Source organism: Nocardioides pyridinolyticus, assembly GCF_054653575.1.
The window spans coordinates 1-21,365 of record NZ_BAAIFY010000021.1; the positions used below are offsets into that span (position 1 = coordinate 1).

The window sequence follows — 21,365 nt, forward strand, 5'->3', positions numbered from 1 at the left end:
GAGCCCATCCCGCACCGGGTCGCTCCGCGAGCCCATCCCCGTGGGGGACGGCAGTGGCAACCTCGTCAATGGCGGATAGACGCATCATCGCGGCATAGGACGTTCGCGTCGCAGGCTGCGGAGGTACGTCGAGCCGTGGGTTCAAACAGCGATGGGAGGAGTCCAGCGGCGACGAGTGCGGTGCGACAATTAGGACGGCCTGCCGATGAGCTGACGATGAGCGCGAGCGAGATGTTCTGCTGCCTTGTTCGCGGCCTCGTGGACTGGATAGCGGTTGACCGCTGCGTTGCGACGGATGAGCACCTCGCCTGTGTCGACGAGTGGATGGAACTCGTAGGCGAAGGACCCTTGGCTGCCGACTGGGAGGTACTGGCGTGCGTCGAGCGGTCGGGTGTTTCTGATGCTCACGAAGATGGACGGGGAGGGCGCGGTGGCGGCGGTGCTGCGGCGCGGTCGAATGGTTGCAGCGGCGACGTGGAGCAGCAGGTCGCGGCTGGTGGCGTCGGTGGCGATCTTGGCGACCCAAGCGTTCTCGAGTCTTCCGCGGCCGATGCGTGTGAGGTCTGCTGCGGTGATGTCGCCGATGAGGTACGTGTTGAGACGGTGGAGGAGGAGGTGGGGTGCGAGCTCGGTGAGGAACTCGGTGAGTATGTCGCTCCATCGAGCTTGCACGGACTCGGGACTGGGTTGCGTTTCGGTCTTGTAGACCTGCGTTGCGAGCGCGGGGTCGGCAAGGTCTTGTACGCCTCGGCTGAGGACGTCGCGGAAGACGCGGGCGAGGGGGAGGATGTCGCCGCCCTCGTCGGAGGAGGCGAGCGCGTCGAGGTATGCGCCCCGGTCTGAAGCGGCGCTGACGATCAGTGGCGGCATTCCGTTGCGGATGAGGACGAGGTTGGCGAGTAGTCGTGCGACTCGGCCGTTACCGTCGTGAAACGGGTGGATGTGGGTGAGCCAGGCGTGTGCGACGGCGGCACGCCAGAGCGGCGAAAGTTGCGTGTCGGCGAGCCAGGTGACGAGGTGGGACATGGCCGCCGGGGTGTCGGATGGCAGGAGCGGGATGTGGCTTGATCCGCCGATCTCGTTGGTGAAGGCCTTGTAGCTTCCGCCGCGTCGGTCGCCGACGAGGATGAGTTCGTGCAACTCGCGGATGTCGCTGCCGGTGAGAGGCCTGGTCGGGTCGGCGCAGAAGTGTTCGGCGAGTAGTCGTGCCGCGCCGAGGCCGACGACGTCTCTGATCTTCGGCTCGGCGTTGAGGCAGCGCTCGATGGCGCGTTCGGCCGCCCAGACGCCGGTCGTCGCCCGCAGCAGGTCGTGGTCGTGCAGGACCTGGTCGGTGGTGGCGAGGTCTGGTCCGAGGCCTTCGATCTTGTTGCTTTCGTAGATCTCGGTCGAGCGGGCGATGCGCTTGAGGCGTGCGGTCCGGGTTGTCGCTATCCGGCTCTGTTCACGTTGCGCACGGAGGGACAGCGCTGCCACGCGTGGGAGGAAGTTAGTGGTGAGGTAGGTGGCTTGCTCGTCCGGGAGGGAGTAGGGCGACCCGGCCAGGCCGTTGTGTACGTGGGTCAGGTCGAGGCCCGCGTATTCTGCGGCGCTCGTTCCGAGTGCCGGCTCTTCGCGTTGTGAGCGACGCCGGGTCTCGCGTGGCCAGGCGTTCTCGAAGGCAAGCGTCGCCTCGAAGCGTCGCGACCTCCATGACTGCCAGCCTGTTCGTGGCCGTGGAGCGTCATACCGGATGGTCGCCCGGTTCGGCAGCAGGTTGTCGACGACGCGGACCGGGGGCAGAGGTACGGGCTGGTCGATGGTGAACTCGAATTTGAGCCACTCCACGGCCTGGGCGTCGAGCCGTGACGTGGTGCTTCGGACGGGAAAGCCGCGTCGCCACAGGATCTTCAGGAGGGCCTCGGGGGTGGTTCCGAACTCGTGCGCCAGCTCGCTGACGCGTGCACGTTCCTTCACAACCTGCTCTCCCGTCGCATCGCTGGCCCGGGTGGCTGGCCCGGCGTCTGCGACTCGGCGCCGGCGCGACATACGCCGACCTCTGCAGAGTGCGCCTCCTTGACCATGTCGCGAAAGTACCGGCCGTCACCGACACTCGCTGGGCAGACGGTGGATGACGACACCTCATAGCTCAGCCCGGGCACCTTTCACATGAGGTTGGTGAACCACTCGATTGCGCGGCGGGTGCCTTCGCTCGTGGCCGTCGTCAAGGCGACGTCACCGACGCGACCAGCGGCGCGGTTCAACATATTGGCCCGCCTCTTCACCTGCTCCACGTCGACCTGCTCCGCATCAACCGCAGTGATGAAGTCGTCGACGTGCGTCTGCAGTTCGTCGCGGTCTTCCGCGTTAGCCACGGCTTGCACCGCGGCTGTGAGGAGGTCCCGAATCGCTGCGATGTCGGCGGCGCTTGGGCCATTGGTCGCTACGGCCTGCGCGTGGTTGCCCTGAGCGACCGGGCCCGAAGGCTGGTAGTTCACCTGCATGTACGTCGGGGAATCAGGCGACTGCGGGCGTCTCATCTGAGCGGGATCGGCGTCGAAATCCTCCACACAACGCACACCATCCGGCGTGAGCGCCGTGCGGATGGGGGCGCCTTGCGAGCCCCATGCGGTGGGTCCGTGGATGAGCCCCGCGTCGAGGAGGTACCTACCGGCGTTGATGACATCCTTCTCGGTGAACGCCTCGCCGTAGAACAGCGACGGCGGGTCCTGGTCTAGCAACCTGGTCGTGACCGGCATCGCCGCTCCCGCGTCGTAGAGCCACATCAGCAGTTCACAGCGCGCGGCCCTCGCCCTTGCAACAGCGTCGGTGCGGCGGCTTCGGACATCTTCCACGTACGACGCACCCTGCCCGGTTAGCCGGGCACCCGGGTACGCCTGCGCCAAATTCATGATGCGCCGCGGCTGCAGCTCCACCAAGTGGCGCCGCTCGAGGTCGTTGAGGAACGCGTACAGGTCGTCACGTTCGACGCCTAGACCGTCGAGGTCCTCAACGAACTGCCGGCTGGTGTCCGCGAGGTGCTCCAGCACTCGCACCGCCTGACGTTCTACCGCACCCAGCCGCCACGGTCTCGACATAGACGAACCCTCGACACCCATGCGCGCAGCCTAGGCGTCACGAGTGCACAAGGCCGGCCAGCCGGAAGATGTCGCCGTCGTGGCAGAAGCCGCATGCCACCCACCATGAGTCGCTCCCCCGGCATCTCGCATCGACTTGAAGCGCACCCGACCTCCCACCTGCCCATAAAAGTCGACCACCCTTGTAGATCTTGACGTTGACAGCGAATTGTCAAAGTTCGCTGCATCTCGACACCATCACGCCACGGAGTGACGAGCTAGCACCTTCGACTTCGCCGTCACTGACCGTGAATAGTCGACCACGCCAGTAGATCTTGAGCGACTTGTCGTTTGCTCAAGATTGGCTGCATCTCGACAACAGGCCTCGCGCCACCCTGGTCAAGAAGTTTCTGCAACTTTCGGGGGGACGCCCTCTGACCTGCGGAAACGCGCGTCCCCCCTCTGCGTCCCCCTCCAAATCAGGGGTTTGGGGGGACGGATGCGGGGACGCCCGCTCGCGACCTTTCTGCCGTGCACAGCCACGGACGAAAGGAGCGAGTGCGATGAGTGTGGGTGACCAGCTCGGCCTCGACGACAACAGCGAACTGCTCGACCAGGCCCGCCAGAAGTGGCCGGCCTGGGTGGCCGCGGATCCACGGCTTGGAGTCGTCGAGGAGTTCGACGACCTCCGGGCCTGGCTGCCCTCGGTGGGCAGCGCAGCCTCTGACGAGGTCCTCTTGGCGCTGGCCATGCTGGCGGCTCCCGAGGGCGGCGACGACATCGCCGCTGCGGCCGCGCTCGCCAAGTGCCTACTGCCCGGCGCGTGTCGGCTGGCCGGCTGGCTGAGCACCCTCCCTCCCCGCGAGGTCTTTCGCGACAGCCAGCCCGTCGCGGCAGGCTCCTGGTCGGCCGTCGAGCGGATCGACGAGCTCGTGGCCTCCCAGCTGTGGATCGAGGTCCGGACCTTCAAGTGGCGCCGGCTGCGCAAGGTTGCCGCGAACATCCTGATCAACACCCGCGTCGGCGTCCTCCGCGAGGTCGGTGACTTCTTCTACGTCTCCCGGGCCGACCGCACGTGGGCGAACACCACCCTCGTGGAGTCCTTCTCGTCCGGCGACTTGGCCGACGGCGACGCAGGAGCGTGGAGCGCCGCCGCGATGCCGACCGAACGGGTTGCCGGCGCCCTGTTCCACCGTCCCGAGATCCTCGCCGACGCCGGTCCCGAGCAGGAGGAGCCGTCGGCTACCGAGGAGCTCCTCGAGCTGTTGGCGTGGGCCTGCGACAACCAGGTGATCAGCCCGGCCGACCGGTACCTGCTGCTGTGCCTGGTCGACGAGGCCGACCGAGTCGAGACCCGCAACCTCGCTCGCGGCTACGGCGGCCTGCTCAGCAACGAGGTGTCCAGCCGGGTCGCGCCGCGGGTCGGGGTGTCCGAGGCAACCGTCCGTCGCCACGGCTCGCGCAGCATGCGCGCCCTCGCCGCGGCCGTCCCGAGGAAGTTCGGCCATGACGAATGACCGCAACCGTGATCGCTCCCACCGCCCCACGACACATAGGCGACTGGAGGTGGTGAAGCCCATGACAAACACCCAGGACGACGGCGAGTGCCGGACGCCGGAGAAGATCGCCGAGCTGTTCGCGATCGCCGGCCGCGAGATCGAGGCGATCGAGCAGCTCACCGGCTGCGTCGCCCAACTGCACGAAGTCCAGGCCGCCAAGGCAGAGCTGGCAAGCCTGACACCGGCTGAGGTCCGTGCCGCGCTCGAGTTCCGCCGCGGCGGTATCGGGGAGGCCAAGTGAGCACCCAGACCTCGAGCCGCCCGGTCGGCGTCGACGAGCTCAAGCGAGCCTGGGACGCCGTGAACGCCGGCGAGTTCCGCGCCGGCGCCGGCGCCGGCACCGGCAAGGGACCCCGCGGCCGCGGCACCGCCGCCGCGGGCGACTGGTCGCCAGCCGCGGGGGAGCACACCATCGCCGTGTTCGGATGCGCCGGGTCGGTGGGAGCCAGCACCATCGCCCTGGCAGCCGGCCTGGCCGCCGCCGCCCCGGTCCGGGTGATCGAGTGCTGCTCGGTCACCGCCTCTGGTCTCGCCGCGGCAAGTACCGCCGAGCTCGGCCTTCACCCGACCGACTGGCGTCAGGGCAAGCGCGACCACGTCCTGCTCGAGCGGGCCAGCGAGGTCCTCGCCGGCGTCGACGAGATCCCGCTGCCGATCGACGCAGAGAACGAGATCCAGCTGACGATCCTCGACGTCGGCTGGGAAGCCGGTCAGCTGCTGGCCACCGACTGCTGGCTCGCCGAGGCCGTCCGCACCGCCGACCAGATCGTCCTGGTCACCACCGCCACCGTCCCCGGGATGCGCCGCGCCTCGGTCGCGCTCGAGCTGCTGGCTAACCACTGGCAGCCCGAGCAGATCGCCCTCGCCGTGCGTGGGCCGCGCCGCAAGAAGTGGCCCCGGGGCCTCGAGCACGCCGGCGGCCCCGCCGTACGCCGCGCCCTGGTCGCGGACCGGTGCGTGGAGATCCCCGAGGACCGCGAGCTCGAGGTCAACGGCCTGGACTCCCGGCCCGTCCCGGCCCCCCTCATCTCGGCAGCCCGTCAGCTGCTCGAGCCCGCCCACCTACCCACCGACACCAGCGAAAGCGCCTGACCCGCACCGGGTCAGCAAACCCAGAAGGGAAGTCCACCCATGGACGTCATGACCGCTCTCCTCCCGATGGCCGCCCAGGTCTGCCCGAAGGCGCCGCCGGGTGCCGTCGGACCCACCAACGAGATCACCAGCTACGTGCTGTGGGGCGTCATCGTCCTGTTCGGCCTCGGCATCGTGATCGCCATCGGCGCGATCATCGCCGGCCGCGTGTTCTCACTGCCGCACGCCTCCAAGGTCGGGGTGATCTCGGTGGTGGTCGTGTTCGCCTGCGCGATCGCCTACCTGGTCCTGCCCGGCATGCTCAACGGGATCCTCGGCAAGGGCTGCATCTGATGCGGCGCGCAGCCACGAAGAAGGCCGAAGGCGCCACGGAGTGGGGCCGGCGCCGCCTGCTCGGAATCCTGGTCGCCGCCGCCGTCGTGGCTGCGCTCCTGCTCGGTGGCCTCGGCTACGCGCTCTACCTGGCCGTCGCCGGGATCGGCGAGGAAGCCAGCGCCAACACCGACGTCGCCACCGGCGAGACCGATCGCTCGACGGTGGCCCAGGGTGCCGTGCACCGCGACCAGGTAGCGGCCGAGCCGATGCTGGCCGTTCCCGAGAACGCCGCCTTCCCGGCCGAGACCACCAGCGCCAAGGCGCCCCTCATCAAGATCCCGGCTGGCACCGGTGTGAACGGACCGGCGTTCGTGATGACCGGGTTCCCGCACACCCCCGAGGGCGCGATCGGGCAACTCGCGCAGATCGACCTCGCGGTCCTTCAGTCGATGAGCCTGACGACGGCGGCGGAGGTCTACAACGCCTGGGCCCTGCCCGGCGGGGTCCGCGCCGACGAGTGGTGGATCACCGCCAGCGTCCAGGCCTTCTTGACCAGCACCGGAATGGGCGAGGTCAAGGACCCCAGCTCCTCGGTCTCCCTTGAGCCGGCCGCCGCGCTCGTGAAGGGCACCGACGGGCCCGACTGGACCACCGTCTGCGTGCTGATGAAGGTCACCGCCTCCTACAAGCAGGAAGGCCAGATCGCCTTCGCTCACTGCGAGCGCATGCAGTGGGTCGGCGGCCGCTGGATGGTCGCCCCCGGCGCCCCGCCCGCACCCGCCCCCGCGACCTGGCCCGGCACGCAGCTGGCCCACGAGGCCGGCTGGCGCACCTGGTCGACCGACGACACCACTGACCCTGACCACATCGAAGGGGACCACTGATGAAGAACCTGACGACCGGCAACGACGACTCACGGGCCACCCTGGTGCACATCGGCATCCTGGTGGCGATCGCCTGCATGGTGGCCACCGTCGTCTGGCTCGGTGCTCGCACCCGGGCCGACGACGACTCCGGCGGCCCCGACACCACCGGCGGGGACAACTCGAGCCAGACGGTCGAGAACGCATCGGTCGAGCAGGTCGCACCGGACACCGCACCGGCCGACGGCGTCGTGATCCCGACCGGCGACGACCAGGTCGACGGCTACCCGACAGGATTCCCGGCCACCGACCTGGGCGCCGTGGCGCTTCAGGTCGAGCTGGCCAAGGCACAGCTCGGGTTCGACTACGACCAGGCCGTCACCGTCGCCCGCCTCTACGCCAACCCCGAGGACAAGGCCGTCTTCGAGGAGCGCTCCCGCGCCGCAATCGCGCTGCGCCGCCAGCAGGCCGGCGTCGCGAAGGAGGGCGACGTGCCCGCCCCCGCGTCGTACGCCGTCACCCCGGTCGCCTACACCCTCGAGCAGCTCGACACCGGCTACTACGCGGTGAACCTGCTCAGCTACGTCACCCTCACCACCGCCGACGGCCAGGTCAAGGACAGCCTCTACGCCGGCACCCAGCTGATGCGGTGGCTGGACGGTGACTGGCGACTGGTCCAGGGCAGCGACGCGGACATCGAGCACCTGGTCTCGGAGGGCCAGCCGCAGGCGGTGTCGCCCGGCACCCCCGAGTTTGAGAAGGCCGGCTGGATCCGGATCAACGGAGCTCCCCAGTGAACACCGTCATCACCGCCGTGCGCCGGGCGAGCCGACTCGGCATCGCCACCCTGGCGCTCCTGGTGCTCACCACGCTCCTCGGAGCTGCCTCGACCCTCCAGCCTCCCGCCGCAGCGGCCAGCGAGCCAGCCGCCAGCACAGCGCACCTCGCTCCAGTCGCCCCGGTGGCGACCAGCGGCACTTTGCCGGCCCGCAACCTCAAGATGGGCTGCCCGGGGCCCGACGCCCTGTGCGACCTCGGCGGCGACGCCGTCGACTGCGCCAAAGCCCCGATCGATTGCGGCAAGGACGCCGCCGGCGATGTGAAGGACGGTGCCAGCGACCTGCTCGACGGCGCGGGAGATCTGCTCCCCGACGGCTGCGGGATCCTCGACGCGATCTGCGGCAACATCGGCGGACTGCCCGGGCTTCCGGGCGTCCCTGGGCTGCCCGGGATCCCCGGTCTGCCGAACGTCGGTGACCTCTTCGGCGGCGGCATCCCCGGACTGGGCGACATCCCCAACCCGTTCGAGGCCATCGGGGACGTCATCGCCAAGGCCGCAGCCGACGCCTGGACCGCGGCCATGCTTGCGATCTGGAACTCCGGCCTGTTCGTGCTGCGCATCGTGCTCACGTTCAGCGAGCTATTCTTGACTCCGGACCTGAGCGCCGACGGCCCGGGCAAGGACGTCTACGCCTTCACCCTGTGGCTGGCGCTGGCCCTGGTGGTCATCTTGGCGATGATCCAGCTCGGCGCCGCGGCCTTCAAGCGCGAGGGCAAGAGCCTCGCCCGGGCCTTCATCGGGTCCGGCCAGTTCGTCTTGGTGTGCGCCTGCTGGTTCGGGTATTGCGTCATGATCATCGCTGCCTGCGGGGCGCTGACCAAGGCGCTGATGAAGTCGCTACTCAAGGTGCAGAGCTGGCCCGACTGGGACCCGCTCGGCGGACTCGGCATCGACGACATCACCGACGCCGGCGTGGCCACCGCTCTTGCCTTCCTCGGGATCTTCCTGTGGCTGGCCGCCATCGGGCACGTCCTGGTCTACCTGGCCCGCGCGGCGTCCCTGCTGGTGCTCACCGCCACCGGGCCGCTCGCGGCCGCCGGCCTGGTCTCGGAGTTCACCCGCTCCTGGTTCTGGAAGTCGCTGCGCTGGTTCCACGCCGCGGCGTTCACCCCGGTGCTGATGGTGATGGTGCTGGGCATCGGCGTGCAGTTCGCCAACGGAGTCGCCGCCCACCTCGCCGAAGACACCGCCAAGGCGTTCGGCACCGCGCTGCCGGCCGTGATGACGATTCTGATCAGCGTCGTCGCCCCGCTGTCCCTGTTCAAGCTCCTGGCCTTCGTCGACCCCGGCACCCCCAGCGGCGCGTCGTTCCGCCAGGGCATGGCCATCCAGGGCGGCCTCCAGGGCCTGCTCAGCGGCGGCGGCGCAGGTGGCGGCTCGTCGGCTGCGTCGACCACCGACGCCAACGGCCGCTCCTCAGGCGAGCAGAGCGCCGAAGCCTCGACCGGCGACCGGTTCAGCAAGTCGACCCAGGGCGCCCTGGGCAGCTTCGGCCCGGTCGGCCAGGCCATGTCGAGCGGCATGGGCTGGATCAACTCCGCCGGCGCGAAGGCGACCTCGCTGATGTCGGACGAGACCAACCAGGCCGGTGTCGGCCAGAGCACCTACGGCCCCGACTTCAGCGGCCTGGGTGGACGGCAGTCCGGTGGCCAGTCCGGCGGCCAGGGCGGGACCCACCCCGGGTCGCAGAACGGCGACCAGAGCGACGAGGACTCGTCGATGCCGACCCCGCCCACGCCTCCTGCGCCGCCCACCCCGCCGACGCTGCCCACCGGCGGCGGCCACGGCGGCGGTTCAGGCGGCCAGGGCGGCGGACGAGCTGACGCCGCTCCCAAGATGCCGGCCGCCGGCGGCGGGGGAGCAGCAGGAGGTGCCGGCGGCGCCGGCGCGGCAGCTGGCGGCATCCCACCGGTGGCGGTGTAACCGATGCGCCGACCGCCCCACCTCGAGCGCCGATCGACACCCACCGACCTCACTGACCAGAAGGGAAGCCGACGATGACCACCTACGCCGACTACCAGCGCGACCGCATCGGCTGGTTCTTCGGCCTCTCCGGAGGCCAGCTGATGTTCCTGGCGCTGGCCAGCCTGCCGGCGTTCTGGGCAATCAGCCGCGGAGCGTGGTTCTCCGCGTTTCTGTTCGCCCTGGTCTGGGTGTTCCTGCTGGCCATCACCGTGATCCCGGTGCGCGGCCGCTCGGCCACCGGCTGGGTGTTCGCCTCGACGATGTACGCCGTCGGCGGCCTGTTCGGCTGGACCTCGTTCCGTGCCAAGGCCACCCAAGGCCGCGGCGAGGACCTCGACACCCCGGACCTGCCCGGGGTCCTCCAGGGCGTCCAGATCCACGACGGCCCGCCGCACGGCTCGCAGCTGCAGCGCGTAGCGATCATCGAGGACCACGCCATGAAGACCTGGGCGGTCACGGCCTCGATCGTGCACCCCGGCATCGGCATGAAGGACACCGAAGAGCGCGCCCGCTACGGCGAGGCCCTGGCCGGGCTGCTCGACGTCGCCGGTCGCACAGAGAAGCTCGACGAGATCCTCTTCATGGTGCGCACCGTCCCCGAGGACGGCGCCGAGCGCGACCTGTGGGTCAACCGTCACCGCCGCCCCAACGCCCCGGAGCTGTCGGAGCTCGTCAACAGCGACCTGGCCCACGGCCTCACCCAGGCATCGGTGCGCACCGAGCAGTTCGTGACGATCCTGGTCCCGGAGACCCGGATCGCGAGGTCGGCCAAAGAGTCCGGGGGCGGCTTCGAGGGCCGCTGCCGCGAGCTCTACCTGCTCATGGCCGAGATCGAGGCCCAGCTGCGCGGCCCGATGGGGATGACGACGGTGCGCTGGCTCACCAGCCCCGAGCTCGCGCTGGCCTGCCGGACCGGATTCGCGCCCGGCGACCGCGCCGGCATCGTCGAGGCCCTCTCGCTGCGGGAGAAGGACCCAAGCGTCAACGCCGACGTCCCGTGGGCGATGGCCGGCCCCTCGGGTGCCGACGCCGCAGTGCGGCACTACAGCCACGACGCCTGGAACTCGGTCAGCGCCACCATCAAGCTGCCGACCCGCGGCGTCGCGATGGGTACCGTGGCACCGATCCTCACCCCCAGCGAGTTCGGTGAGCGGCGATCGTTCGTCGTCGCGTACCCGATCGTTTCCCAGACCAAGGCCGACCGGCAGTCCGGCAACGCCGAGTGGGCCGCCGACCTGGCCGAGGGGATGAACGAGAAGCTCGGCCGCAAGACCCGCGCCAAGCAGCGCGACGAAGCCCACAAGGCCCGCGGCCTGGACGCCAAGCTGGCCCGCGGCAACTCGCTCACCCGGCCCTACGGCGTGTGCACGGTCACCGTCCCCAAGTCGATGCGGATCACCGAGTTCGGCCGCCGCCTGGACGCCTCGGTCCGACGCGCCGGGTTCGCCCCGCTGCGCCTCGACCTCGCCCAGGACGTCGGGTTCGCCGCGTCCACCATCCCCCTCGGCACGAGCCTGACCCGGAGCGGAGACGCCTGATGACCACCACCCGCCGGAACCGCCGTGGCGGCCGCGACATGGCAGCCCTGCTCTCCGACTTCGGGCACGACCTGCCCACGATCCCCACGCTCGCCCCGGAGGCCAAGGAGCCCCGGCTCTTCCGCTACGCGCCGCGCCGCGGTGCCACCCGCCGCGGCCGAGGCTGGGCCGCCGCCACCGCCCCGGCGATGGCCTGGCGGATGACCAGCGACCAGGCCCCGGTGTTCTGGCCCTTCGTCTCCGCTCCCGCCCTGCCCCCGACGGGCGCCCAGATGGGCGTCGACCAGCTCTCCGGCGGCAGCTTCTACTGCGACCCGTTCGGTTGGGTGCTGCGCGACGACGTACCTGCGACCAACCCCAACATCTTCCAGTTCGCCAAGCCGGGAAGTGGCAAGTCCGGCACCACCAAGGCGTTCTGCACCCGGATGATGCCGTTCGGCTACCGCACCCTGGTCACTGGCGACGTCAAGGACGAGTACGAATCGCTGTGCCGCGCGCTCGGTGTCGAACCCTTCGTCATCGCCCCCGGCTTCTGGGCCCGGGTCAACCCGCTGTCCATGGGGCCGCTCGGCGACGGGTGGGAGAAGCTCTCGGCCGAGGAGGCGCAGCGCCGAGCCACGATCATCTTCAAGCGGTGGCTCGTCCTGGTCCGAGGCCTGGTCGGCAGCATGAAGATCGACGACGAGCGCCGGGTGCCGTTCGGCCCCGACGAGAGCGACGTCGTGCGCAACGCGCTGGCGATCCTCACCGGCTACGCCGCCGGCAACAGCGTCCTGCAGGAGACGACCATCCCGCGGCTGTGGGACCTGCTGCGCAACCCCACCGAGGAGCTCGTCCGGGCCTGCGAATACGCGAACACCCGCCAGTTCCTCGACGAGACCCGGCTGCTGCGCAACGCGCTCGGCGAGCTGGTCACCGGCACCCTGGCCGGCCTCTTCGACGACTTCACCAACATCGAGGTCGACTGGCGGGCCCCGATCCAGTCGTTCAGCCTCTCCCGGCTCGACGGCCTGGGCGATGAGGCCGTGGGCATCGCGCTGCTGTGCATGAACTCCTGGGGGCGTGGTCTGCGGGAGATCGCCGAGCCAGGCGACCTGCGCATCGTGGTGCGCGACGAGGTCTGGAAGCAGATGCGCCTCGGAACCGCCGCAGTGGCGAGCTTCGACGCCGACCTGCGGCTCTCACGCGGCATGGCCGGCAAGGGCGGCGACATCCAGTTCTGCAACCTCCACAAGCCCTCCGACCTGCTCTCGGTCGGCGACGCCGACTCCCAGGCCGCGATGATCGCCAAGGACCTCCTCGAGCTGGCCGACATCAAGATCCTCGGTGCCCAGAAGCCCCGTGTCGCCCGCGAGCTCGACTTCATGCTCGGGCTTGGCCCGATCGCCCAAGACCTCGTCTCCGGGTGGGCCATGCAGGACAAGGGCCGCGCCCTGTGGTGCATCGGCGACGCCACCTACAAGGTCCAGACGGTGCTCCACCCGCTGGAGAAGAAGCTCTACTACACCAACGAGGCCATCGAGTCCGCCGCCTGAGCGCGCGCGACCTCGGGACTGACCTGTCATGAAGAAGCTGCTGCTCGCGGGACTGCCCGTCCTGATCATCTTCATGGGGCTGCCATTCCTCGTGACGCTGATGGTGGTGATGACGACCACCGCGGCCGCCGAGTGCCGCACCCAGAGCAGCCAAGGCACCGTACCTACCGAGCTCGGTGACCTCGGAGCCATCGACGGCCCGGTGGGCGGCCCGGTCAACGGCAAGATCACCATGGCGCAGGCCAACATCCCGCGCCGCTCCGGCCTCGACGGGTTCCGGGCCTCCATGCCCAAGGTCCTGTCCCAGAACCCCGAGTTCGTCACCCTCAACGAGGCCAGCGGCTGGAGCCTGGAGCAGATCGAAGCCGCCACGCCGGGCTACTCAGCCTTCCGGGTGGCAGCCCCGGCCGGCACCGGCACGGGCGCCGAGCAGGCCATGGGCAACGTCGTCCTCTGGAAGAACGCGACCTGGACGAAGGTCAACGGCGGCCGGGTCCAACTCGTCGACGACGACAAGACCTTCTACGACGGGCGTCCGGTCACGTGGGACCGCTTCGCGACATGGGTGATGCTGCGCCGCGCCGACGGCTCCGTGGTCTCGGTGGTCTCCACCCACCACATGACCAACCCGCACCGTTGGCCGAAGCAGCACGGCAACCCGCCGCTGACCCGGCCCCAGCAGTACGGCGCCGGAATGGACATCCTGCTGCAGCTGCGCAACTCACTGGCCGCCCACGGTCCGGTGCTGATAGGCGGCGACATGAACACCCAGGCCTCCTACACCGACATCCCCTGGACAGCGGCCGCGAAGATGAAGGCCGCCGGCTACGGATGGCACAACCACGGAGTCGACTTCATCTTCTTCCCGCACCACCAGGGCGCCCGTCTCGAGCAGGGCTGGGACGGCACGATGGTGTCGGACCACCACTGGCTCTCGGCTCGCATCGCCATGAACGGCGCCGGCCCGGAGAGCGCGCCCGAGACCACCACCACGACCGACGGGATCGTGCCCGCGGCGACCACCCCCCGGACGTCCGCCGAGCCGCCGGTCGGCGACGTGCTCGCCCAGCTGATGCGCCTGCGGTTCGCGTCCAACTACCCGACCATGACCGCCGACCAGGCCCGCAACGCGATCACCATCGCCCAGGTCGCCCGCGACCTCGAGATTCCCCGCTACGGGCTGCAGATCGCGATCGCCGCCGCGATCCAGGAGTCCAAGCTCGTCAACCTCACCGGAGGTGACCGCGACTCCGGCGGCCTGTTCCAGCAGCGCCCCTCGGCCGGCTGGGGAAGCCGGGCCGAGATCACCAACCCCGTCCTCGCGGCCCGCGCGTTCTTCGGCCAGGCCCAGCACACCGGCAACCCCGGCCTCCTCGACATCCCCGGCTGGCAGAACATGCCGCTCACCCAGGCCGCGCAGGCCGTCCAGCGCTCGGGCTACCCCGACGCCTACGCCCAGTGGGAGGACGTCGCCGGCGACATCACCGATCTGCTCGGCGGCGACCTGCCCGACCTGCCCGACGACGGCTTCACCACGAACGTCGCCAACTGCCAGGGCGAGACAGTCAACCCCATCACCGTCGGCACCCTCAACCTGCTCGGCGCCGGCCACACCGACAAGCCGGGGGAGCGGCCCGGGTACGACACCTGGGACAAGCGACTGCCCGGCGCCATGCGCACGATCGAGAACGCCGACATCTCGATCGCCGGCCTCCAGGAGGTGCATGGCCCGCAGGCCCAAGCGCTGGAGAACCAGTACGCGGCCAAGTGGGGGATGTACCCGGCCAGCGGGAAGGCACAGAACCGGGTGATCTGGGACCGCAACGAGTGGGAGCAGACCGACGGCCGCCTCGTCGACATCCCCTACTTCGGCGGCAAGGACGTCGGCATGCCCCTGGTGCAACTGACCTCGACGACCACCGGGCAGGTGATCTGGGTCTGGAGCATTCACAACCCGGCCAACACTCAAGGAAACGCCGCCGGGCACCGCGAGGAGGCGCTGCGCCGCCAGCTGGCCACGATGACCGAGCTCGCAGGCGCCGGCACCCCTGCGGTGATCCTGGGCGACTTCAACGACGGCAAGGACGGCAACAACTCCTCGCACTGCGCACTGACCCCTGAGCTGAGCAACGCCTTCGGCGGCTCTGCCGAGCCCTGCAAGAAGCCCAAGCAGGACGCGCCGATCGACCACGTCTACGGCGCGAACCTCACCTGGGCCAGCGCCGCGGTCGACACCAGCACCCAGGCCAGCAAGATCGCCGACCACCCGCTGGTGACCGCCACCACCGCCGGCAGCAGCGCCGGGTGCGCAGTTGACTCCGGCACCGCGGAGGCCACGTACAACCTCGGCCCGGTCAAGCCGCAGCTGACCCAGCTGGTCAACATCCTCGGCCCTATGTTCGACATCAAGACCGTCGGCGGCTACCGCGAGAGCGCCACCGACCCCAACGGCCACCCGGCCGGGCTCGCGGCCGACTTCATGGTGCCACTCACCGCGGCGGGCCGCGCGCAGGGCGACCGTCTCGCCGCCTACGCCAAGGCCAATGCCCAGAAGCTCGGCATCGACTACATCATCTGGTACCAGCGGATCTGGTCGGTCGCCCGCGCAGGCGAGGGCTGGCGGCCGATGGAGGACCGCGGTAGCGCTACCGAGAACCACCTCGACCATGTCCACATCAACGTCAAGCCCGGCGCCTCCGTCCAGCCGGTCGGCCTCGAGGGCGCCTCCTGCGACGAGGTCGTCTATCCGGTGCCCGCGCAGTACGTCGGGACCGATAACCACAACTGGCACGAGACCGGCCCTTCCTGGTCCAAGTGGCACACCGGCACCGACTTCTCCGCACCTTGCGGAACCACCGTCTACGCCGCCCACGCCGGCACCATCGAGATCGACACCACCCAGCGTTCCTGGGCTGGGCCGCAGCTGGTCAAGGTCACCACCGGCGCCGGGTCCCTGACCACCTGGTACGCCCACATGGCGACCGTCAGCGTCAGCCGCGGCCAGACCGTCGCAGCCGGCGAGCCGATCGGCCAGGTCGGCAAGGAGGGCAACGTCTCCGGCTGCCACCTCCACTTCGAGGTCCACCTCAAGAACGGCTCCATCTACGGCCCCGACAACGTCGACCCCTCGACCTGGCTCGCAGAGAACGCATCACGCCCGAGTCACGCCGTGTGATCGCACCGGAGCCCTGACAGCACATAGGTGACCAGCGAGGCCCAACGACCCACGACCGCCTGGAGGTGGCCAGACCGATGCAGCGTGAGCGACGACGAGACCCCTACCCGTGGACCTGGGAGATCCCCGTAGCGGTGGCTTTGGCGACCCTGTTCGTCATTGTCATCGGCATCCAACTCGGACGATCAGTCGCGAACCTGGTCGCCGGCGCCGGATGGACATGGCCCGACGCCAACGCCGGCGCGTTCCCCTCACCCATCGGCACCGCCTTCTGGACCAGCCTTCCCGGCGTCCTCGGCGGACACGCCGACGCCGGGCTGCCCAGCCCCACTCCCGACGGTCTGGCCGGTCGCGGCCTGGTCTGGGTCAGCCTCGCCCTGACTGAGGTCGCGCTGCTCACCGCGACCGTCTGGCTCGGCGCGTGGGCCTACCAGCGCTGGGGCCCGGGCCGCATGCGCGGCATGGCGACCGCAGCCGAGGCCGAGAAGCTGCTCGGCGTCACCCGGCTCCGCAAGGTCGCCGGCATCGTCCGCCCGGACCTCTACGGCAAGCACGCCGCCGCGACACCAGCACCGGTCCAGCGCACCGCCGGCGACCTCACCGAACAACCCGGCCCGCATCTGGGTCACGGCCTCAGCCCGTGGCTCCTGCACGGCCGGCGAACGAAGGAAGACCGATGAGCAACGAGACCCCACTGCACGGCAACCCGACACTTCGCACCCGCGGCCGCCGCCTGGGCGGCAGCAGCTGTCGCCGCCGCGGACACCGGCCGGTCCTCGTCGAGCGCCACTACGTGGCTGCCGGCCAGGTGGAACTCCTCTGCGAGGCGCGCGACCTGCTGTCCGACGCCTCTTTCCTGCTCCTCGGTCGCCGAGCAGAAGAACGCCGCGGCAGTGCGGTGATCTGCCGTCGATGCCTCGCCCCGTGCGGGGACACCGTTCCGGAGGTGGCGCCATGAAGCTGAGGTTCGACCCCTGGGACATGGGCTGGCGCATCGGTGATGCCCACGAGCCGCGAGGCGGCGAACTGTGGGTGCCGTGGGACCGCACCGCCGGCGTAATCGGCCCGCAGGGATCCGGAAAGACCCTCGACCTGCTCACCCCTGCGCTGCTCGGCGCTCCGGGTGCCGCCCTGGTGACACTGACGAAGGTCGAGGACCTGCTGCTCAGCCTCACCGAGCGTTCTCGCGACGACCGACCCTGCGTGGTGCTGGACCCCTTCGGCCTGGCCGAGGGCGTCGTCGACGAGCTGATCTGGGACCCGATCGCCGGCTGCGTGGACCCGAAGGTCGCCGAGCGGCGCGCCAAGGCTTTCACCGCCGGCACCGTCAAGGGCGCGATCACCGGCGGCACCGGCGACGATGCTGCGCGGTTCTACGCCGCCGAGTCCGCGAAGGTGCTGCAGGGCTACTTCCACGCCGCGGCGCTGACCGATAGGACGCTCGAGGACGTGCTGCAGTGGGTCGCCAACCCCACGGCAGCCACCCAGCCGATGGAGATCCTGCGGCGGCACCCGCACGCCGAGCCGTTTTGGCACGGCCTCCTGCACGGGGCGCTGAACGGTGACGACCGCACCGCCGGAAACACCGTCACCACGGTGCAGCAGTCGGTCTCGCTGTTCTTCCAGGCCGACATCCGGCGACGCTGCATTCCCAGCCCCGGACGGCCAGCCACCGACCTGGCCGACGTGATCCGTCGACGCGGCACCATCTACCTGCTCGGCCGCGAAGACCCCTACGCCTCGGCGAGCCCGCTGATGACCGCCGTGGCCGAGCACGTCTTGGACACCGGCCTGCTGCTGGCCAACAGCTCCTCGTGGGGCGGCCGGCTGTGCCCGCCCCTGGTCTCGGTGCTCGACGAGCTGCCGTCGACCGCTCCGCTTCCGACGCTGCGTACCCGGATGGCCAACGAGCGCGCCCTGGGGCTGTCGTTCATTTGGGCCGCCCAGACTCGGCCCCAGCTGACCAGCATCTTCGGTGAGCACGAGGCCCGAGCACTGCTCGGCCTCACCAACGCCCTGGTGATGTTCGGCGGCTCCAAGGACGTCGCCTTTAACCAGGAGATCTCCGACCTGCTCGGAACGGTCCGCATCGGGCGGGTCACCCATTCCTCGGGCGGGTTCAACGGCGGCGGCCGGAGCTTCTCCGGCGACGACATCCCGATCATGCGGCCCGAGGAAGTCCGGCAACTGCCCGAACGCCAAGCTCTGGTCGTCGCCGAGAACGGCAAGCCGATCATCGCCAAGCTGCACCGCTGCGTCGAAGGCAAGGCCGGCGAACGACTGCTGGCCGACCAGCGGGCGCTGCGCGAGCGCCTCACCAACGACCGGCGCATGGTCATCACCCCCGAGGCCCGAGCCACCGCCGCGCTCGTCGAGGCACGCCGTCTCGGCTTCGTCGACGACGAGACCGACCACGCAAGGAGTGAACTGTGACCACCGAGCAACAGACCGGCCGGGCGGCACCCACGCTGATGGTCTTCCCGTTCCCCGTCCCCGGGGACCACGTCCGGCTCGCCTACCGCGAGCTCCACATCGCCATCAACGGCACCGAGGAGGAGAAGAAGGCCCTCGGCCACCACGCGCTGCTGTCGCGGCCCTGGGAGCCGGCGACCTGCCTGGACCCCGAGCTGCGTCACGACCTGTGGGAGTGGCTCGAGGACGTCGTGATCTGGCTCAACCGCGAGTACACCTGGGACGTCTCCGGGCTCATCCCCAGCTGCTGGCCTCTGCACCCGCACCTGGTCCACGAGATCGCCGTCCTGGCCGACCAGCGCCGGCGGGCCGGCCTGGCGATGACCAGCGACGCGCTCGAGGAGTGGCACCGCTACTCCCTGCCGGCGTTCACGGACCGGATGCGCAACAGGCTGCGCACCCACTGCGACGACGAGCACAAGAGCTGGCCCGCCAAGCCGCGCCACAGTGAGCACCTGGCCGACACCAGCCGCCAGCGCCGCGAGAACACGTTCGCCCACGACATCGACGCTCTGCCCGTCAACCGGCGGGCACACGAACAACCCCCGGCCGGTCCACCGCGGCTCGGCCTCGTCGACCTCGACACCGGCGAAATCCACGACGACGAGCGGGGCGGCGCTCAGCCGCGCACCCGCACCGAGAAGGGACCCCGCGAATGATGCAGATGAACGAACGCTCCGAGGCCATCGGCCGAGCCCAGCGCGCCCTCAAGGCTCTCGGCGAGCACCCGCGCTCAAGCAAAAAGGAGCTCGGCCACGCCCGCGAACACGTCAACGCCTGCTACTCCCACGGCTCGGGTGAGTACGTGTGGAACGCCGTTGCACAGGTCGAGGCGATGGCCGAACACCGCTACGGCGTATCGAGCACAGAGGAGCAGCGTCAGCTGGTCGAGGCGACCGAGGACCTCGAGGAGCCTGCGACAGCCGCCCGCGGCCGAGCGGCCGAGGACCGCGCAATCCCGTCGACGGGGTCGACCCCAGACGTGGAGCTCGCGCCCACTGCATCGCGATGAAGTGGGCACGACGGGCTCAAGACGGCGTTAGAACGCCGCTGAGAGAACGGAAACCCCTGCCAGCGGGTAGTCACACACCGCTTCGTTGTGGGAGAGCCATTCTGAGCGTTCTCGCCCCTTCGACCTCCCAGGCGTAGAACTGATGCCGGATCAGCTGACCTCAGCGCTCCTCATCGTGGTGGCTATCGCCTACCTCGGCGGAGCCGTTCTGTTGATCGTGGCGCTTGCAAAGGTCCTGCTCGCCTGGTCGGTCAGCTGGCGCGCCAGCGGGCAAACAAGCCCGGTCGACGTCGTGCTGCAGCAGCGGGCCGCCGCGGCGATGGCCGCCGTCGCCGCAGTCGCGAACGTCCCGCCTCCGGCAACCGACGTCGTTGCGATCCTGGGCGCCCCGGTCGCCGGGGAAGCCGATGGGACCGTGGGCGATGGTGGTCTCGCGGTGACCCGCTTCCGGGCTGGTCGTCCCCCCACCGTGGTGTTCGCGCGGGCCGCGCTCACCGGCCTCAGCGCCGGCGCAGTGCAGAGCCTGGCCGCCCACGATCTATTGACCGCACCAACTGGAGCGTCCTGAGCCGTCCCCGAAGCGTCCGGGCTGCCGCGACTCGCCGATGGAGGTGGAAGTCCACCGCTCGCGAGACTGTGCGTGCTGCCGTTCGACGCGACGAACGACGAGCGGAAAGGACGCATAGGGATGGAACGTGATGTGACGGGTTTGGTTGTCCCGCGGGTCGGCGCCGTGTCCCACATCGAGGCAGCGCCAGGCACGGTGTTGCTGGATGCCGCGGGTGAGCCGGTCGTGGAGGTCAGCGAGTTCTTCGCCACGATGCTGGCCTGTGGCGCGAGTTTCAGTTCGCTGCGCTCCTACGGGATGGCGCTGTTGCGATGGTGGCGGTTCCTGGCCGCGATCGAGGTGCCCTGGCAGCGCGCGGGTCGGATCGAGGCACGCGACTTCGTGTTGTGGATGCGGCTGGTCGGCCCGGCGGGCCGGGGGCGTGGGTACGCGCCGGCGACCATCAACCATGCGCTTGCGGTGGTGAAGATGTTCTACGCCGACCGGATCCGCGCCGGCGACGCGCCGCTGATCAACCCGGTGCCCAACGCCGACCACCGAGCCGGACGAAGGTCCCAAGCGCACCACAACCCGATGCAGCCTTTCGCGCCGGGACCGCGGGCACCGTTCCGACAGAAGATGCCCGAGCGGATCCCGCGACACCTGCCCGACCGGCTCTTCGACGAACTGTTCGCGACGCTGCGCTCGGACCGTGACCGGGCACTGATGGCGTTCTACGTCTCCACCGGCGCCCGCGCCTCGGAGCTACTCGGCGTCACCGTCGACCTCGTGCACGTCGGCGACCAGCGCATCGGGGTCCACCGGAAGGGTTCGGGTCGGCTGCAGTGGCTGCCGGCCTCAGCGGACGCGTTCGTGTGGCTTCGGCTCTACGAGCAGCAGACACGGCGCCCAGACGGCGAGCAGGCGTTGTGGCTGACTCGGCGCCGTCCCGTGCGCCCGCTGACCTACTCCGCGGCCAGGCGGATGCTGCAGCGCGCCAACGAGTCGCTGGGCACCGCCTGGACGTTGCACGACTTGCGACACACCGCCGCGCAACGGATGGTCGATGACCCGAAGATGTCGCTGAGCGACGTGCAGTGGGTGCTGGGCCACGCCCACATCACCACGACCCAGATCTACCTGCGTCCACGGGAGGAAGAAGTCGTCACCCGGGTGCTCGCTCACCACCGTGACCGGGCCGACCGCCCGACGCCACCACCGCCGCCACCGGTGGACACGGCCGGCTACTCGCCCGAGGTGCTGGCGGTGCTGTTCGGCGGGCCGCGGCCATGAGCGACCACATCGATGCAGTCGCGCATCTGCAGAGGGCCGCGCGTCCATCGCGCCACGCCCCCGCCGACAATGGCGCCCTACGCCCCAAGGCATCGACCCCGC

General features: G+C 70.0%; 19 protein-coding genes. 17 read left to right on the forward strand and 2 right to left on the reverse strand.

Annotated features, from left to right (window positions below; all coding sequences use genetic code 11):
• Positions 1-189 precede the first annotated feature (189 nt).
• Positions 190-1,956, reverse strand: coding sequence for a Fic family protein (locus tag ACYQ0U_RS16730; protein ID WP_459974941.1), 1,767 nt, complete (start codon positions 1,954-1,956; stop codon positions 190-192).
• Positions 1,957-2,144: 188 nt separating this feature from the next.
• Positions 2,145-3,098, reverse strand: a complete 954-nt coding sequence (locus ACYQ0U_RS16735) for a hypothetical protein (protein WP_459974943.1) — start codon at positions 3,096-3,098, stop codon at positions 2,145-2,147.
• Positions 3,099-3,619: 521 nt separating this feature from the next.
• Here ACYQ0U_RS16735 and ACYQ0U_RS16740 point away from each other — a divergent pair.
• From ACYQ0U_RS16740 to ACYQ0U_RS16820, 17 genes are all read left to right on the forward strand, one after another.
• Positions 3,620-4,573: a hypothetical protein gene (locus tag ACYQ0U_RS16740; protein ID WP_459974945.1), complete on the forward strand. Its 954-nt coding sequence runs from the start codon at positions 3,620-3,622 to the stop codon at positions 4,571-4,573.
• A gap of 49 nt (positions 4,574-4,622) precedes the next feature.
• The gene (locus ACYQ0U_RS16745; protein WP_085894327.1) at positions 4,623-4,856 is read left to right on the forward strand and encodes a hypothetical protein; all 234 of its coding nucleotides are present in this window, start codon (positions 4,623-4,625) and stop codon (positions 4,854-4,856) included.
• Positions 4,853-5,707, forward strand: a complete 855-nt coding sequence (locus ACYQ0U_RS16750; RefSeq protein ID WP_459974947.1) for a hypothetical protein — start codon at positions 4,853-4,855, stop codon at positions 5,705-5,707. Before ACYQ0U_RS16745 ends, ACYQ0U_RS16750 begins: the two co-directional genes overlap by 4 nt.
• A 48-nt stretch (positions 5,708-5,755) precedes the next feature.
• Positions 5,756-6,040 carry a hypothetical protein gene (locus tag ACYQ0U_RS16755; protein ID WP_041547548.1) on the forward strand — a complete coding sequence of 95 codons (285 nt, stop codon included), beginning with the start codon at positions 5,756-5,758 and terminating at the stop codon, positions 6,038-6,040.
• Positions 6,040-6,906: a hypothetical protein gene (locus ACYQ0U_RS16760; RefSeq protein WP_459974950.1), complete on the forward strand. Its 867-nt coding sequence runs from the start codon at positions 6,040-6,042 to the stop codon at positions 6,904-6,906. The genes ACYQ0U_RS16755 and ACYQ0U_RS16760 overlap by 1 nt, the downstream gene beginning before the upstream one ends.
• On the forward strand, positions 6,906-7,682 hold the full coding sequence (locus ACYQ0U_RS16765) for a hypothetical protein (RefSeq protein ID WP_459974952.1): 777 nt from the start codon (positions 6,906-6,908) through the stop codon (positions 7,680-7,682). Before ACYQ0U_RS16760 ends, ACYQ0U_RS16765 begins: the two co-directional genes overlap by 1 nt.
• Complete coding sequence (locus tag ACYQ0U_RS16770) at positions 7,679-9,649, forward strand: type IV secretion system protein (RefSeq protein ID WP_459974953.1); 1,971 nt, start codon at positions 7,679-7,681, stop codon at positions 9,647-9,649. The genes ACYQ0U_RS16765 and ACYQ0U_RS16770 overlap by 4 nt, the downstream gene beginning before the upstream one ends.
• Before the next feature lie 74 nt (positions 9,650-9,723).
• Positions 9,724-11,229, forward strand: a complete 1,506-nt coding sequence (locus tag ACYQ0U_RS16775; protein ID WP_459974955.1) for an SCO6880 family protein — start codon at positions 9,724-9,726, stop codon at positions 11,227-11,229.
• Positions 11,229-12,764, forward strand: a complete 1,536-nt coding sequence (locus tag ACYQ0U_RS16780; protein WP_170286127.1) for an ATP-binding protein — start codon at positions 11,229-11,231, stop codon at positions 12,762-12,764. Before ACYQ0U_RS16775 ends, ACYQ0U_RS16780 begins: the two co-directional genes overlap by 1 nt.
• 28 nt (positions 12,765-12,792) lie before the next feature.
• Entirely contained in the window at positions 12,793-15,939 is a 3,147-nt protein-coding gene (locus tag ACYQ0U_RS16785; RefSeq protein WP_459974957.1) for a VldE C-terminal domain-containing protein, read from the forward strand.
• Between the two features lie 134 nt (positions 15,940-16,073).
• Positions 16,074-16,619, forward strand: coding sequence for a hypothetical protein (locus ACYQ0U_RS16790; RefSeq protein WP_459974958.1), 546 nt, complete (start codon positions 16,074-16,076; stop codon positions 16,617-16,619).
• Positions 16,616-16,897, forward strand: coding sequence for a hypothetical protein (locus ACYQ0U_RS16795; protein ID WP_148615166.1), 282 nt, complete (start codon positions 16,616-16,618; stop codon positions 16,895-16,897). Before ACYQ0U_RS16790 ends, ACYQ0U_RS16795 begins: the two co-directional genes overlap by 4 nt.
• Positions 16,894-18,372, forward strand: coding sequence for a type IV secretory system conjugative DNA transfer family protein (locus ACYQ0U_RS16800; protein ID WP_459974959.1), 1,479 nt, complete (start codon positions 16,894-16,896; stop codon positions 18,370-18,372). The genes ACYQ0U_RS16795 and ACYQ0U_RS16800 overlap by 4 nt, the downstream gene beginning before the upstream one ends.
• The gene (locus ACYQ0U_RS16805) at positions 18,369-19,070 is read left to right on the forward strand and encodes a hypothetical protein (RefSeq protein ID WP_056886535.1); all 702 of its coding nucleotides are present in this window, start codon (positions 18,369-18,371) and stop codon (positions 19,068-19,070) included. Before ACYQ0U_RS16800 ends, ACYQ0U_RS16805 begins: the two co-directional genes overlap by 4 nt.
• Positions 19,071-19,075: 5 nt before the next feature.
• Entirely contained in the window at positions 19,076-19,423 is a 348-nt protein-coding gene (locus ACYQ0U_RS16810) for a hypothetical protein (protein WP_459974962.1), read from the forward strand.
• A gap of 142 nt (positions 19,424-19,565) precedes the next feature.
• On the forward strand, positions 19,566-19,991 hold the full coding sequence (locus ACYQ0U_RS16815; RefSeq protein ID WP_459974963.1) for a hypothetical protein: 426 nt from the start codon (positions 19,566-19,568) through the stop codon (positions 19,989-19,991).
• A gap of 72 nt (positions 19,992-20,063) precedes the next feature.
• Positions 20,064-21,263 (forward strand): tyrosine-type recombinase/integrase, encoded by a 1,200-nt coding sequence (locus tag ACYQ0U_RS16820; RefSeq protein WP_459974964.1) that lies wholly within the window; start codon positions 20,064-20,066, stop codon positions 21,261-21,263.
• Positions 21,264-21,365: the final 102 nt, after the last annotated feature.